This is a genomic window from Streptomyces liangshanensis, from assembly GCF_011694815.1.
Lineage (GTDB): Bacteria > Actinomycetota > Actinomycetes > Streptomycetales > Streptomycetaceae > Streptomyces > Streptomyces liangshanensis.
The window spans coordinates 2,518,757-2,534,518 of the sequence record NZ_CP050177.1; the positions used below are offsets into that span (position 1 = coordinate 2,518,757).

Genomic DNA, 15,762 nt, shown 5'->3' on the forward strand with positions numbered 1-15,762 from the left:
GTTGTCAGCGGGGCGGGGCGTTACGCCGCCGCTGGGACGCGCATTTCTGCGGGGGCCAGGGCGATGTCCAGGACCTGGCGGACGTCCGTCACCGGGTGGATCTCCAGTTTGTCCAGGATCTCCGCCGGGACGTCGTCGAGGTCCGCCTCGTTGCGCTTCGGGATCACGACCGTCGTGATGCCCGCCCGGTGGGCCGCCAGGAGCTTCTGCTTCAGGCCGCCGATGGGCAGGACGCGGCCGGTCAGCGAGACCTCGCCGGTCATGGCGACGTCCGTGCGGACCAGGCGGCCGCTCAGGAGCGAGGCCAGGGCCGTCGTCATCGTGATGCCCGCGCTCGGGCCGTCCTTCGGGACCGCGCCCGCCGGGAAGTGGATGTGCACGCCCCGGTCCTTGAGGTCCGCGACCGGCAGCTCCAGTTCCGCGCCCCGGGAGCGGAGGAAGGAGAGCGCGATCTGTGCCGACTCCTTCATCACGTCACCGAGCTGGCCCGTCAGGGTCAGGCCCGAGCCGCCCGTCTCCGGGTCGGCGAGCGACGCCTCCACGAAGAGGACGTCGCCGCCCGCGCCGGTGACCGCGAGGCCCGTCGCCACGCCGGGGACCGCCGTGCGGCGCTCCGCCGGGTCCTGCGCGGACTCGGGGACGTGGTGCGGACGCCCGATCAGCTTGCGCAGGTCGTCGGGGCCGAGCGTGAACGGCAGTTCCCTGCGGCCCAGTTCGTGTTCCGCCGCGACCTTGCGGAGGAGTCTGGCGATGGACCGCTCCAGGTTACGGACGCCCGCCTCGCGGGTGTACTCGCCCGCCAGCCTGCGCAGCGCCTCGTCCTCCAGCGTGACCTCGCCGGTCTCCAGGCCCGCGCGCTCCAGCTGCCGGGGCAGCAGGTGGTCCCGGGCGATGACGACCTTCTCGTCCTCGGTGTAGCCGTCGAGCCTGACCAGCTCCATCCGGTCGAGCAGCGCCTCCGGGATGGCCTCCAGGACGTTCGCCGTGGCGAGGAACACCACGTCGGACAGGTCGAGTTCGACCTCCAGGTAGTGGTCGCGGAAGGTGTGGTTCTGCGCCGGGTCCAGGACCTCCAGCAGCGCCGCCGCCGGGTCGCCCCGGTAGTCGGAGCCGACCTTGTCGATCTCGTCCAGCAGGACGACCGGGTTCATCGAACCGGCCTCCTTGATCGCCCGGACGATACGGCCCGGCAGCGCGCCGACGTAGGTACGCCGGTGTCCGCGGATCTCCGCCTCGTCACGGACGCCGCCCAGCGCCACCCGCACGAACTTACGTCCCATGGAGTGCGCGACCGACTCGCCGAGCGAGGTCTTGCCGACGCCGGGAGGACCGACCAGGGCCAGTACGGCGCCGCCGCGCCGCCCGCCGACCACCCCGAGCCCGCGCTCCGCGCGCCGCTTGCGCACGGCCAGGTACTCGGTAATGCGCTCCTTCACGTCCTCCAGGCCCGCGTGCTCGGCGTCGAGGACCCGCTGGGCGCCCTTGATGTCGTACTCGTCCTCGGTCCTGACGTTCCAGGGCAGTTCGAGCACGGTGTCGAGCCACGTGCGGATCCAGGAGCCCTCGGGGCTCTGGTCCGACGAGCGCTCCAGCTTCTCGACCTCCTTGAGGGCGGCCTCCCGCACCTTCTCGGGCAGGTCGGCGGCCTCGACACGGGTCCGGTAGTCGTCGGACTCGTCCTCGTCGCCCTCGCCGTTCAGGCCGCGCAGTTCCTTCCGTACGGCTTCGAGCTGGCGCCTCAGCAGGAACTCGCGCTGCTGCTTGTCGACGCCTTCCTGCACGTCCTTGGCGATGGACTCAGCGACGTCCTGCTCCGCGAGGTGCTCCCGGAGCTGGTCGGTGGCGAGCTTGAGCCGGGCCACCGGGTCGGTGGTCTCCAGCAGCTCGACCTTCTGCGCGGTCGACAGGAACGGCGAGTACCCGGCGTTGTCCGCCAGCTGCGACACGTCGTCGATCTGCTGGACGCGGTCCACCACCTGCCACGCGCCGCGCTTCTTCAGCCAGTCGGCGGCGAGGGCCTTGTACTCCTTCATCAGGTCGGTGACGGCGCCGGGCAGCGGATCCGGCGCCAGCTCCTCGACGCTCAGACCCTCGACCCAGAGGGCCGCGCCGGGCCCGGACGTCCCCGCGCCGATCTGCACGCGGCCACGGCCGCGGATCAGTGCGCCGGGGTCGCCGTCCGAGAGCCGGCCGACCTGTTCGACGGTGCCGCGCACACCCGTACCGGCGTACGTGCCGTCGATGCGCGGGACGAGCAGCACCTGCGGCTTGACCCCGGCGCCCTCGGCGCGGGCCGCCGCCTGGGCGGCCTCCACGGCCGCGCGGACCTCGGCGTCGGACAGGTCGAGCGGAACCACCATTCCGGGCAGCACGACCTCGTCGTCGAGCGGCAGCACGGGAAGCGTGAGCGATGTGGACGTGAGAGCCATGATCTCCCCTTCGGCATTCAAGTTGAGCTGTACCGACTCAATGCTTATGAGTCCCTCAATGTTCCCCGGGGGCTGTTCGCTCTGAGCGATCGCTCTGACGTGCGGTCTTGCGCGCCGCACGCCAGGTAGAGCAACGAGTCGCGGTCAGAGATTCCGGCCAGGGGCGCGGGTTCTCACGGCCCGCGGGCGGGTGATGTAATGCTCCGGTGGATATAGCAGCCATTACATCGGCGTGGGTGGCGGGGTGGACGGTCTCCCGCGGCACCCGCCCCGCCGAACCCCGGCCCTGGGGGTACGTGATCCAGGTGGGCGCTCCCGGCCATGTGGCCCGGCACGTCCTCCCCGAGCCGGACGGCACGACGGTGCGGAAGCTCTGCGACACGATCACCGAGCCCGGCGTCTGGCTCCGCCTGATGGCGCCGCGCGAGGAGGTCGCCGGATGGATCACCCCCGGGTGGACCCTGCGGGAGGATCCCGGCTTCCTGATGACCAAGGCCCTGCCCCACCCTGCTGGTCAGGCCGCTCCCCCTGCCCCGCCCGACGGCTACCGCCTGCGCACCGAGCGCGCCGCCGGGGTCGTCACGGTCCGGATCCTGGCCCCGGACGGGGAGCCCGCGGCGCGCGGCCAGGTCGCGCCGACCGGCGCCACCGCCGTCTTCGACCAGATCGGGACCGAGGCCGCGCACCGGCGCCGGGGGCTCGGGGCGCTGGTGATGGGAACGCTGGAGCGGGCCGCGGCGGAGGCCGGCGCGGCGACCGGCATCCTGGGCGCGACCGTGGACGGCCGGGCCCTGTACACCGCGCTCGGGTGGGAGGTCAGGGGGCCGCTCACCGGAGCCGTCCGCGCCGGCTGATCCCCGGGGCGGCGTCCCGGGCGGAGGCCCGTTCCGGCGCGGCGATTCCGGCGCGTGCTTCCGGCGCGTGCTTCCGGCGCCCGATTCCCCGGATCCCGGTTGTGACCGGCCCCCCGGGACCAGCAGGATGGCGCCCGGGCGCCCCAGGACGCCGGACCGCCCACGCCGGCCGGCCGGCCGACCCGTGCCGCCCGGCGCAAACCCTCTCCCGAAAGGTCGCACCATGTACGTGTCCGTCCCGGAACCCGGTCCGGACTCCGGCCCCGTCACCCTCGACCGCCGCGACGGCCCCCACGGCGAGGTCGTCCTGCGGCGGCGCGGCGCCGAACTGGAGATCATCGCCAACGGGTGCTTCCTGATGGACACGTCCGACGGCCGCTCCGAGCGCCTCCTCATCGACGCCGCCCTCGCCGCCCTCCCCGACGCCCGCCGCGCAGGCCACCCCTCCGTCCTCGTCGGCGGCCTCGGCGTCGGCTTCTCCCTCGCGCACGCCGCCGCCGACCCCCGGTGGGGCCGGATCGTGGTCGTCGAGCGCGAGGAGGCCGTCATCGACTGGCACCGCACCGGCCCGCTCGCCCGGATCTCGGGCGCCGCGCTCGCCGACCCGCGCACCGAGATCCTGCACGCCGACCTCGTCGCGTACGTACGGACCGCCACGGACAGCTACGACGCCCTGTGCCTCGACATCGACAACGGGCCTGACTGGACCGTCACCGAGGACAACACGGGCCTCTACACGCCGAGCGGGCTCGCGGCGTGCCGGGAGCGCCTCAACCCCGGCGGTGTGCTGGCCATTTGGTCCGCGCAGCCGTCCGCCGCCTTCGGCGAAGCGCTCCGGAATGCCGGGTTCGGTGGAGTTACGGCCGAAGAGATCCCTGTTGCCCGAGGCGTACCGGACGTCGTCCATCTCGCCGTTCGCACTGCGTAGCCGTGACCCTGTTCCTGCCTCTACGCTGCTCCCACACCCGCGATCTCCGTCCACATGGAGATCGCATGTGACGGATCGACGACGATCGCAGAACGCGTACCAGCCAGCAGGGGCGGGGCCATGGAGCAGACACAGACCAGCCACAACGGGGTCGCGGCGACGCCGGGCGCCCAGCGAAGGGTCCTGGTCGTCGAGGACGACGCGACCATCGTCGACGCCATCGCCGCCCGGCTGCGGGCCGAGGGGTTCCTGGTCCAGACGGCGGTGGACGGCCCCGCGGCCGTCGACGCGGCGGAGGCCTGGCAGCCGGACGTGATGGTCCTCGACGTGATGCTGCCCGGCTTCGACGGCCTGGAGGTCTGCCGCCGCGTCCAGGCGCAGCGCCCGGTGCCGGTGCTGATGCTGACGGCCCGCGACGACGAGACGGACATGCTGGTCGGGCTCGGCGTCGGCGCCGACGACTACATGACCAAGCCCTTCTCCATGCGGGAGCTGGCGGCGCGGGTGCACGTGCTGCTGCGCCGCGTCGAGCGCGCGGCGCTGGCCGCCGTCACCCCGCGCAGCGGCATCCTGCGCCTGGGCGAGCTGGAGATCGACCACGCGCAGCGCCGGGTCCGGGTGCGCGCCGAGGACGTCCACCTGACGCCGACCGAGTTCGACCTGCTGGTCTGCCTGGCGAGCACCCCGCGCGCGGTGCTCTCGCGCGAGCAGCTGCTCGCCGAGGTGTGGGACTGGGCGGACGCGTCGGGCACCCGTACGGTCGACAGCCACATCAAGGCGCTGCGCCGGAAGATCGGCGCCGAGCGGATCCGTACCGTCCACGGCGTCGGGTACGCCCTGGAGACCCCGGCCCCATGACCCGCCCCCGGGACGGCGCACGCCGGGAAGCCGCCCCGTACGACGACTCGCGCGGCGGTCCGTTCGAGGGGTCGCGCGGCAGCTCCCAGGGCGGCCCGTACGAAGGTCCCCGCCGCGGCTCCCGGGGCGGTCCCGGCGCACGGCCGAGTGGACGGCAGGCAGGCCGGCCGGGCGGACGTCCAGGACCGCGCGGCAGGGTCCCCGAGAAGACCGGCCTGCGGCCCTTCTCCATCAAGGCCAAGCTCGGCACCCTGGTCGTCGTCTCCGTCTTCATCACCACCGGCCTGCTGATGGTGGCCCTGCGCACGGAGACCGAGCTGCGCTTCATCACCGTCTTCTCGGTGATCGCCACGCTCCTCATCACCCAGTTCGTGGCGCACGGCCTCACCGCCCCGCTCGACGAGATGACCACCGTCGCGAAGGGCATCTCGCACGGCGACTACACGCGCCGCGTCAGCGGCATCGACCGCCGGGACGAGCTGGGCGACCTCGCCACCACCATCAACCGCATGGCGGACGACCTGGAGGCCGTCGACCGGCACCGCAAGGAGCTGGTCGCCAACGTCTCGCACGAACTGCGCACCCCCATCGCGGCGCTGCGCGCGGTCCTGGAGAACGTCGTGGACGGCGTGTCCGCCGCGGACCCGGAGACGATGCGCACCGCCCTGCGGCAGACGGAACGGCTGGGCAGGCTCACCGAGACCCTGCTCGACCTGTCCAGGCTCGACAACGGCGTGGTGACGCTCAAGGCCCAGCGTTTCGAGGTGTGGCCGTACCTGTCCGGCGTACTCAAAGAGGCCAATCTGGCGGCGTCGCAGCGCGCGGTCGGCTCCGGATCCGGCAATCACACCCGTACGGACGTCCACCTCCACCTGGACGTCTCGCCGCCGGAACTGACCGCGCACGCGGACGCGGAGCGCCTGCACCAGGTCGTCGCCAACCTCATCGACAACGCGGTCAAGCACAGCCCGCCGCACGGCCGGGTGACGGTACGGGCCCGGCGCGGCCCCCGCCCCGAGTCGTTGGACCTGGAGGTCCAGGACGAAGGGCCCGGCATACCGGAGGCCGAACGGCACCGCGTCTTCGAGCGGTTCAACCGCGGCAGCGCGCCCTCCCCGCACGGTCCCGGCAGCGACGGGGGCACCGGTCTGGGGCTCGCGATCGCGCGGTGGGCGGTCGATCTGCACGGCGGACGCATCGGAGTGGCCGAATCCGCACGTGGCTGCCGGATCCGCGTCACTCTTCCGGGAATTCCCCAGGCGCGGGATTGACGTAGAGTTCGGACTTGTTAGCGCACGATCTCCGGGTACGGAGTCGGGGACGGGCGGACTACGGGCCGCGGACCCGCCGCAGCCGGGGACAGTGCTGGACGGGCGCTCTCCCGGCGAGGCGAACCAGGCTTGTTTCCCGCCATTTCATACGCTGAAACCCGCCGTCAGATGTGACTTGCACGACGATGGCCCGCCTGGCCTGCACCTGCGGGCCCGGTTAGGCGTAGCCTTGATTCCCGCTGTCCATCACCTTGTGAAGCGGAAGAGGGCGGTTCACGCCGTGTCGTCTCAGTCCCCCAGTAAGCCGAGCATCTCGACCGACGAAGACGGGCAAGGGAAGAACCCTGCCGCCGCCTTCGGTGCCAACGAATGGCTCGTCGACGAGATCTACCAGCAGTACCTCCAGGACCCGAATTCGGTCGACCGCGCCTGGTGGGACTTCTTCGCCGACTACAAGCCGGGCACGCCCGGCACGGCGGACAAGCCAGCGGAGACCGCAGCCGCGGGGGCTGCGGTGACCCCGGCCGCCACGACCGCCGCCTCGACCCCGACAGCCACCCCGGCACCGGCTCAGGCCGCCGCGCCGGCGCGGCCCGCGGACCGGGCCGCCGCGCCCGCCGCGCAGGCGCCGGCCCCCGCCGCCCAGGCTCCGGCCCCGCAGGCACCGGCCGCGCCCGCCGCGCAGGCCCCGGCGCAGGCCGCGGCGCAGGCCGCGGCCCCCGCCGCTCCCGCGCAGGCCGCGGCGAAGCCATCGACGAATGGCAACGCCCCCGCCGCCGCCGAGGGCCCGGAGTACGTGACGCTGCGCGGCCCGTCCGCCGCGGTCGCGAAGAACATGAACGCGTCGCTGGAGCTGCCCACGGCCACGTCCGTGCGCGCGGTCCCGGTGAAGCTGCTCTTCGACAACCGCATCGTCATCAACAACCACCTGAAGCGCGCGCGCGGCGGCAAGATCTCCTTCACGCACCTCATCGGGTACGCGATGGTGCAGGCCCTCAAGGCCATGCCGACGATGAACCACTCCTTCACGGAGAAGGACGGCAAGCCGACCCTCGTCAAGCCCGAGCACGTCAACCTCGGCCTGGCCATCGACCTGGTGAAGCCCAACGGCGACCGCCAGCTCGTCGTCGCCGGCATCAAGAAGGCCGAGACGCTCAACTTCTTCGAGTTCTGGCAGGCGTACGAGGACATCGTCCGCCGCGCCCGTACGAACAAGCTGACGATGGAGGACTTCACCGGCGTCACCGCGTCGCTGACCAACCCCGGCGGCATCGGCACCGTCCACTCCGTGCCGCGCCTGATGCCCGGTCAGGGCCTCATCCTCGGCGTCGGCGCGATGGACTACCCCGCCGAGTTCCAGGGCACCTCGCAGGACACCCTGAACAAGCTGGGCATCTCCAAGGTCATGACGCTGACCTCCACGTACGACCACCGCGTCATCCAGGGCGCCGCCTCCGGCGAGTTCCTGCGGATCCTCAGCCAACTGCTGCTCGGCGAGAACGACTTCTTCGACGAGATCTTCAAGTCGCTGCGGATCCCGTACGAGCCGGTCCGCTGGCTCAAGGACATCGACGCCTCGCACGACGAGGACGTCACCAAGCCCGCCCGGGTCTTCGAGCTGATCCACTCCTACCGGGTCCGCGGCCACGTCATGGCCGACACCGACCCGCTGGAGTACCGCCAGCGCAAGCACCCCGACCTCGACATCACCGAGCACGGGCTCACGCTGTGGGACCTGGAGCGGGAGTTCGCGGTCGGCGGGTTCGCCGGCAAGTCGATGATGAAGCTGCGCGACATCCTGGGCGTGCTGCGCGAGTCGTACTGCCGCACCACCGGCATCGAGTTCATGCACATCCAGGACCCGAAGCAGCGCAAGTGGCTCCAGGACCGCGTCGAGCGGCCGCGTGGCAAGCCCGAGCGCGAGGAGCAGCTGCGCATCCTGCGCCGGCTCAACGCCGCCGAGGCGTTCGAGACGTTCCTCCAGACCAAGTACGTGGGCCAGAAGCGCTTCTCGCTGGAGGGCGGCGAGTCCGTCATCCCGCTGCTGGACGCGGTCCTCGACTCCGCCGCCGAGGCGCGCCTGGACGAGGTCGTCGTGGGCATGGCCCACCGCGGCCGCCTCAACGTCCTCGCGAACATCGTCGGCAAGTCGTACGCGCAGATCTTCCGCGAGTTCGAGGGCAACCTCGACCCGAAGTCGATGCACGGCTCCGGCGACGTGAAGTACCACCTGGGCGCCAGCGGCACCTTCACCGGGCTGGACGGCGAGCAGATCAAGGTCTCGCTGGCCGCGAACCCCTCGCACCTGGAGGCGGTCGACCCGATCCTGGAGGGCATCGCCCGCGCCAAGCAGGACATCATCAACAAGGCCGGCACGGACTTCACCGTCCTGCCCGTCGCGCTCCACGGCGACGCGGCCTTCGCGGGCCAGGGCGTCGTCGCCGAGACGCTCAACATGTCGCAGCTGCGCGGCTACCGCACCGGCGGCACGGTCCACATCGTGATCAACAACCAGGTCGGCTTCACCGCCGCCCCGGAGGCGTCCCGCTCCTCCATGTACGCGACGGACGTCGCGCGCATGATCGAGGCGCCGATCATCCACGTGAACGGTGACGACCCGGAGGCGGTCGTCCGCGTCGGGCGCCTGGCGTTCGAGTTCCGCCAGACGTTCAACAAGGACGTCGTGATCGACCTCATCTGCTACCGCCGCCGCGGTCACAACGAGGGCGACAACCCGCAGTTCACCAACCCGCAGATGTACAACCTGATCGACAAGAAGCGCTCGGTGCGCAAGCTCTACACCGAGTCGCTCATCGGCCGCGGCGACATCACGCTGGAAGAGGCGGAGCAGGCGCTCCAGGACTTCCAGGGCCAGCTGGAGAAGGTCTTCGCGGAGGTCCGCGAGGCCACCTCGCAGCCCGCTCCGACGCATGTCCCGGACGCCCAGGCGGAGTTCCCGGTCGCGGTCACCACGGCCGTGTCCCAGGAGGTCGTCAAGCGGATCGCCGAGTCGCAGGTCGCCATCCCCGACACGGTCACCGTCCACCCCCGCCTGATGCCGCAGCTCCAGCGCCGCGCGTCCTCCGTGGACGACGGCACGATCGACTGGGGCATGGGCGAGACCCTCGCCATCGGCTCGCTGCTCATGGAAGGCACGCCGGTCCGGCTGTCCGGCCAGGACACCCGCCGCGGTACGTTCGGCCAGCGCCACGCCGTCCTGGTCGACCAGGAGACCGGCGAGGACTACACCCCGCTGCTCTACCTGACCGACGACCAGGCCCGCTACAACGTCTACGACTCGCTGCTCAGCGAGTACGCGGCGATGGGCTTCGAGTACGGCTACTCCCTCGCCCGGCCGGAATCGCTGGTCATGTGGGAGGCGCAGTTCGGTGACTTCGTCAACGGCGCCCAGACGGTCGTCGACGAGTTCATCTCCTCGGCCGAGCAGAAGTGGGGCCAGACGTCCGGCGTCACCCTGCTGCTGCCGCACGGGTACGAGGGCCAGGGCCCGGACCACTCGTCCGCGCGTCCCGAGCGCTTCCTCCAGATGTGCGCGCAGAACAACATGACGGTCGCCATGCCGACGCTGCCGTCGAACTACTTCCACCTGCTGCGCTGGCAGGTCCACAACCCGCACCACAAGCCGCTGATCGTCTTCACCCCGAAGCTGCTGCTGCGCCTCAAGGCGGCCGCGTCGAAGGTCGAGGAGTTCACCACCGGCGGCTTCCGCCCGGTGATCGGTGACACGGCGGTCGCGGCGGGCACGGTCGATCCGGCCGCGGTGCGCAAGGTCGTCTTCTGCGCCGGCAAGGTCTACTACGACCTGGAGGCCGAGCGGCAGAAGCGCGGTACGACGGACACGGCGATCCTGCGCCTGGAGCGGCTGTACCCGCTGCCCGGCCAGGAACTCCAGGCGGAGATCGCCAAGTTCCCGAACGCCGACAAGTACCTGTGGGCCCAGGAGGAGCCGGCGAACCAGGGCGCGTGGCCGTTCATCGCGCTCAACCTGATCGACCACCTGGACCTGGCCGTCGGCGCCGACATCCCGCACGGCGAGCGCCTGCGCCGCATCTCGCGGCCGCACTCCTCGTCCCCGGCGGTCGGCTCGGCCAAGCGCCACCAGGCGGAGCAGGCGCAGCTGGTCAACGAGGTCTTCGACGCCTGACCCGCTGCCACCGGCTGTGGTACGGCCCGGAGGGCCCGGCCCCGCGAGATGTCTCTCGTGGGGCCGGGCCCTCCGGCGTTCCCGGCTCCCCCACAGGGTCGTTACGCTGGTCGTATGTACTTCACGGACCGTGGGATCGAGGAACTGGAGAAGCGGCGCGGCGAGGAGGAGGTCACCTTCGCCTGGCTCGCCGAGCAGTTGCGCGTCTTCGTCGACCTCAACCCCGACTTCGAGGTGCCGGTCGAGCGGCTCGCGACATGGCTGGCGCGGTCGGACGACGAGGACGACGACGAGTGACGCGGGCCGGCGGCTCAGCCCGGCCTTGACTTCCCGTAACCACGATATATCGTGTCTCACAGGAGACGCGATATGTTGCGTTGTCGCGTCGCTTCGCGTCCGGCCCGGGAGGTCAGCACCATGGAGTGGTCCGTCTCAGAGCCGAGGAAACTTGTCTTCGACGACCCGGTCACGGCGCTCAGCGTGCGCATCGTGGACGGCACGGTGAACGTCGTGGGCACGGACGGCGCGGCCCACCTGGAGATCTCCGGGATCCAGGGCCCCCCGCTCGTCGTGACCCAGGAGGGCTCCACGCTGACCGTCGCGTACGAGGACCTGCCCTGGAAGGGCTTCCTCAAGTGGCTTGACCCGCAGGGCTGGCGGCGCAAGGCCGTCGTGTCGGTGGCCGTCCCCGCCGGGGCGGCCGTCGAGGTCGGGGTGGTCAGCGCGGGGGCCGTGGTCTCGGGGATCCGGGGGCGTACGGACGTACGCGGCGTCACCGGCGACACCACGCTCGTCGGCCTCTCGGGGCCGGTCAGCGCCGAGTCCGTGTCCGGCGACCTGGAGGCCCAGGCCGTCAGCGGCGACCTCCACTTCCAGTCGGTGTCGGGCGACCTGACGGTCCTCGACGGTACGGGCTCCTCGCTGCGCGCCGAGTCGGTCAGCGGCGACATGGTCATCGACCTGGACGAGGCGGGCCGCCCGACCGAGATCCAGGTCGCCACGGTCTCCGGCGAGGTCGCGATCCGGCTGCCGCACCTCACGGACGCGCAGGTGGAGGCGAACACGGCGAGCGGCAGGATCTCCAACGCGTTCGACGACCTGCGGGTCGGGGGGCGGTGGGGGGCGAAGAACATCACCGGCACGCTGGGGGCGGGCACGGGGCGCCTGAAGGCGACGACCGTGTCCGGCTCGATCGCGCTGCTGCGCCGGCCGGCGGCGGAACCGTACGACTCCCCCGCGCCGGCGCCCGCCTCCCCCGCCGCCCCCGCCTCCCCCAAGGAGCTCTGACATGCCCCCGGTCTTCGCCCACGGACGACTCCGCCTCTACCTGCTCAAGCTCCTGGACGAGGCCCCGCGCCACGGCTACGAGGTGATCCGCCTGCTGGAGGAGCGCTTCCACGGCCTGTACGCCCCCTCCGCGGGCACGGTCTACCCCCGCCTGGCCAAGCTGGAGGCCGAGGGCCTGGTCACGCACGCCACCGAGGGCGGCCGCAAGGTCTACTCGATCACGGACGCGGGGCGCGCGGAGTTGGCCGGGCGCAGCGGTGAACTGGCCGACCTGGAGCTGGAGATCCGCGACTCCGTCTCCGAACTGGCCGCGGAGATCCGCGACGACGTGCGGGGCGCGGCGGGGCAGTTGCGCAGCGAGATGCGGGCGGCGGCGTCGGAGAACCACCGCGGGTCGTCCAAGCCGGCCGGCTCCGACGACTGGTCGGCGGCGAAGGAGGAGCTGCGGCGCGCGCAGCAGGGCTGGAAGGAGCAGGCGCGCCGGGCGAAGGACGAGTCCCGCCGGGCCCGCGAGGACGCGCAGCAGGCGCGTCGCCAGGCCAAGGAGGCGCAGGAGACGGCCCGCCAGGAGATGCAGCGCATCGCGAAGCAGGTCCAGGACCAGGTGCAGGGGCACTTCGCGCGGGGGGACTGGCCCACGGGGTTGCGGGAGGGGCTGTCCGAACTGACGGGGCAGCTGCGAGGGGTGTACGCGGGATCCGCGCCGAAGGCCCCCGCACAGGAGGAGACGCCCGACGGCTGGCCGAAGGATGCCACGGGCTCGGGCGACCCGGCACGCGACCTGGACCGCCTGCTGGACCGCTTCCGCGACGACATCCGCGACGCGGCGCGCGACAACGGGGTGACCGAGGCCCAACTCGGCGAGGCAAGGCGCCACTTGTCCACGGCGGCAGCCCACATCACCGCCCTCCTACGCGTAACCGACCCCCCACGCTGACCACACCGCGACCAAAAGACGTCCTCAACCGCCGACCCAACCCAGCCCGTCCGGCGCTTGAGGACATCTTTGACCCGCACCGGACTCCAGGCGGACGCCGACCCCCAGCCCGTCCGGCGCTTGAGGACATCCGTGGGCCGCGGCCCGAGGGGCGCCTACGCGGTCGGGGTGAGCACGATCTTCCCGAACTGAGCACCCGACTCCAGCTTCGCGAACCCCTCCCGCGCCCGCTCCAGCGGCAACACCTCGTCGATCACCGGCCGTACCCCCGTCACCGCGCAGAACGAGAGCAGATCCTCCAACTCGTCCTTGGACCCCATCGTCGAGCCGACGACCTTCAGCTCCAGGAAGAAGATCCGGGTCAGCTCCGCGTGCGCCGGCGCGTCACCACTCGTCGCCCCCGAGATCACCAACGTGCCCCCGGGGCGAAGGCACTTGACCGAGTGCGACCAGGTCGCCGCGCCGACGGTCTCGATGACGGCGTCGACCCGCCGGGGCAGCCGGGCGCCCGGCTCGAAGACGTCCGCCGCGCCCAGTTCGAGAGCCCGCGCCCGCTTCTTCTCGTCCCGGCTGGTGGCGTAGACGCGCAGTCCCGCCGCGCTGCCGAGGGCGATCGCGGCCGTGGCGACCCCACCGCCCGCGCCCTGCACGAGGACCGAATCCCCGGGCCGGACACCGGCGTTGGTGAAGAGCATGCGGTACGCGGTGAGCCAGGCGGTCGGCAGGCAGGCGGCCTGCTCGAAGGTCAGCTCGGGCGGCTTGGGCAGGACGTTCCACGTGGGTACGGTGACCTGCTCGGCGAAGGTCCCCTGGTAGCGCTCGGTCAGGATCGAGGGCCTCTCGCGCGGTCCGACACCGTGGCCGGTCGCGCCGATCACCGAGTGGACGACCACCTCGTTGCCGTCCTCGTCGACCCCGGCGGCGTCGCAGCCGAGGATCATCGGCAGCCGGTCGGCGGGCAGGCCCACCCCGCGCAGCGACCAGAGGTCGTGGTGGTTGAGGGAGGCGGCCCGCACGGTCACGGTGGTCCACCCGGCCCGTGCCCCGGGCGCGGGCCGCTCACCGAGCTCCAGGCCGTTGAGCGGGTGGTCACGGTCGATGCGGGCTGCGTAGGCGGCGAACATGCCCCCGACGATAGGACGCCACCCGCCCGCGACGGAACCGGAACAACGTGTGACACGGCCCGCGTTGCGAACGAGCCCCGGGTGCGCCCAGGACGCGGATACGGCCGGGACAGGGGTACGCCCGGCGACCGCCCACCTCCCCGGGAGCGGCCCCCGTCGTACCCTCGGCGCCACCCGGCGCTCAGCCCCGCGCCACGCTCAGCGCCGCGCCACCCCCTCGGCGCGGGCCGCCGCCGCCACCGCCGCCGTGACCGCCGGGGCCACCCGGGGGTCGAAGGGGGACGGGATGACGTAGTCCGCCGCCAGGTCGTCCCCCACGACGTCCGCCAGCGCGTTCGCCGCCGCGAGCTTCATGCCCTCGGTGATCCGCGACGCCCGCACCTGGAGCGCTCCCGCGAAGATCCCGGGGAAGGCGAGGACGTTGTTGATCTGGTTGGGGTAGTCGCTGCGCCCGGTGGCCACGACCGCCGCGTACTGGTGCGCGATGTCGGGGTGCACCTCGGGGTTCGGGTTGGCCATCGCGAAGACGAACGCCCCCGGCGCCATCGAAGCGATCGCGGGCTCCGGGACCGTACCGCCCGACACCCCGATGAACACGTCCGCACCGGACAGCGCGGCGTCCAGCGCACCGGAGTGGCCCGCGCGGTTGGTGATCTCGGCCAGCTCCCGCTTGACGTCCGTCAGGTCGTCGCGGTCGGTGCTGACGATGCCCTTCCGGTCGGCCACCGCGACATCGCCGATCCCGGCGGCGAGCAGGAACTTGGCGATCGCCACCCCCGCCGCCCCCGCCCCGGAGATGACGGCCCGCAGCTCGCCGAGGGTGCGCCCGGTGAGCTTCGCCGCGTTGTTCAGGGCGGCGAGGGTGACGACGGCCGTGCCGTGCTGGTCGTCGTGGAAGACCGGGATGTCCAGCCGCTCCTGGAGTCTGCGTTCGATCTCGAAGCAGCGGGGCGCCGAGATGTCCTCCAGGTTGACCCCGCCGAAGGACGGCGCGAGCCGCACCACGGTCTCGACGATCTCGTCGGTGTCGGTGGTGGCCAGCGCGAGCGGCACGGCGTCGACCCCGCCGAACTGCTTGAACAGGATGGCCTTGCCCTCCATCACCGGAAGCGACGCCTCCGGGCCGATGTCACCGAGTCCCAGCACCGCCGTCCCGTCCGTCACGACGGCGACGACCTGCGACTTCCAGGTGTAGTCGTGGACGAGCTCCGGGTTCTCCGCGATCGCGCTGCACACCTTCGCCACCCCGGGGGTGTACGCCAGGGACAGGTCGTCCTTGTCGCGCACCGGCACCGTCGACCGGATGGACATCTTGCCGCCGCGGTGCAGCGCGAAGGCCGGATCGAAGGGCTCGTCGGGCCTGCTCGCCGTACCCCCGGGCCCACCCCCGGGTCCCGCCACCGTGTCCGTGCCGTCAGCGCTGCGAGGATTGACGATCTCCGCTGCCATGTCTGTGACCCCTTAGGTCTGCATCAGTTGAGGGTGTCCACTCCTGGTCGAGGAGGGGTGGGTGACCACCGCGCACGCGCCCCGGCCCGTCGTTTCGGCCCGCTCGGCCAGGGGGTGGTACGTACGCGCGGGCGCGCCGCACACGCGCCCAGGGCCCCGGATGCGGGGCGTAAACGTCCTTCATACCGGACGGACAACGCCGTCTGCGACTCCACACCGACGCGGTGACATGCCTCATAACCGAAGATCTGGGCACATTCGGCAGACCGCGCGAATCACGCGCACAAGCCAGCACGAACAGGAGAATTTCCGGTCGGAAAGAGACAACCCGGCGAAAGGTCCCGCCGTGGTGGGCGGGGCGGACGGGGTGGGGGTGGGTCCCGTTACCCGATTTTGACATGACTGGTCCCCTGAACGGGTCAGTCCGAATGGCAAGATGCCTCTCATCACACACCGTTGC

General features: G+C 71.9%; 11 protein-coding genes. 8 read left to right on the forward strand and 3 right to left on the reverse strand.

Going from position 1 to position 15,762, the window contains the following annotated elements; all coding sequences use genetic code 11:
- Window positions 1–20: 20 nt before the first annotated feature.
- Entirely contained in the window at window positions 21–2,429 is a 2,409-nt protein-coding gene (gene lon / locus HA039_RS10650) for an endopeptidase La (protein WP_167027209.1), read from the reverse strand.
- A gap of 206 nt (window positions 2,430–2,635) precedes the next feature.
- On the opposite strand from lon, the gene HA039_RS10655 reads away from it, so the two are divergent.
- From HA039_RS10655 to HA039_RS10690, 8 genes are all read left to right on the forward strand, one after another.
- Window positions 2,636–3,283, forward strand: coding sequence for a GNAT family N-acetyltransferase (locus HA039_RS10655; protein WP_167027212.1), 648 nt, complete (start codon window positions 2,636–2,638; stop codon window positions 3,281–3,283).
- A 223-nt stretch (window positions 3,284–3,506) separates the two neighbouring features.
- Window positions 3,507–4,211: a spermidine synthase family protein gene (locus tag HA039_RS10660; RefSeq protein WP_167027215.1), complete on the forward strand. Its 705-nt coding sequence runs from the start codon at window positions 3,507–3,509 to the stop codon at window positions 4,209–4,211.
- 120 nt (window positions 4,212–4,331) lie between these two features.
- Window positions 4,332–5,069, forward strand: a complete 738-nt coding sequence (locus HA039_RS10665; protein WP_167027219.1) for a response regulator transcription factor — start codon at window positions 4,332–4,334, stop codon at window positions 5,067–5,069.
- Between the two features lie 215 nt (window positions 5,070–5,284).
- Window positions 5,285–6,340, forward strand: a complete 1,056-nt coding sequence (locus tag HA039_RS10670; RefSeq protein ID WP_167036568.1) for a HAMP domain-containing sensor histidine kinase — start codon at window positions 5,285–5,287, stop codon at window positions 6,338–6,340.
- 280 nt (window positions 6,341–6,620) lie between these two features.
- The gene (locus HA039_RS10675; protein WP_167027222.1) at window positions 6,621–10,505 is read left to right on the forward strand and encodes a multifunctional oxoglutarate decarboxylase/oxoglutarate dehydrogenase thiamine pyrophosphate-binding subunit/dihydrolipoyllysine-residue succinyltransferase subunit; all 3,885 of its coding nucleotides are present in this window, start codon (window positions 6,621–6,623) and stop codon (window positions 10,503–10,505) included.
- Between the two features lie 114 nt (window positions 10,506–10,619).
- Entirely contained in the window at window positions 10,620–10,802 is a 183-nt protein-coding gene (locus HA039_RS10680) for a DUF6104 family protein (protein ID WP_167027225.1), read from the forward strand.
- A 120-nt stretch (window positions 10,803–10,922) separates the two neighbouring features.
- Window positions 10,923–11,792 carry a DUF4097 family beta strand repeat-containing protein gene (locus tag HA039_RS10685; RefSeq protein ID WP_243869338.1) on the forward strand — a complete coding sequence of 290 codons (870 nt, stop codon included), beginning with the start codon at window positions 10,923–10,925 and terminating at the stop codon, window positions 11,790–11,792.
- A 1-nt stretch (window position 11,793) separates the two neighbouring features.
- Window positions 11,794–12,729 carry a PadR family transcriptional regulator gene (locus HA039_RS10690; protein WP_167027231.1) on the forward strand — a complete coding sequence of 312 codons (936 nt, stop codon included), beginning with the start codon at window positions 11,794–11,796 and terminating at the stop codon, window positions 12,727–12,729.
- 155 nt (window positions 12,730–12,884) lie between these two features.
- On the opposite strand, the gene HA039_RS10695 is transcribed toward HA039_RS10690, so the two are convergent.
- Both HA039_RS10695 and HA039_RS10700 read right to left on the reverse strand, forming a co-directional pair.
- Complete coding sequence (locus tag HA039_RS10695) at window positions 12,885–13,853, reverse strand: zinc-binding dehydrogenase (RefSeq protein ID WP_167027234.1); 969 nt, start codon at window positions 13,851–13,853, stop codon at window positions 12,885–12,887.
- A 198-nt stretch (window positions 13,854–14,051) separates the two neighbouring features.
- Window positions 14,052–15,302 (reverse strand): NAD(P)-dependent malic enzyme, encoded by a 1,251-nt coding sequence (locus tag HA039_RS10700; RefSeq protein WP_167027237.1) that lies wholly within the window; start codon window positions 15,300–15,302, stop codon window positions 14,052–14,054.
- Window positions 15,303–15,762 lie beyond the last annotated feature (460 nt).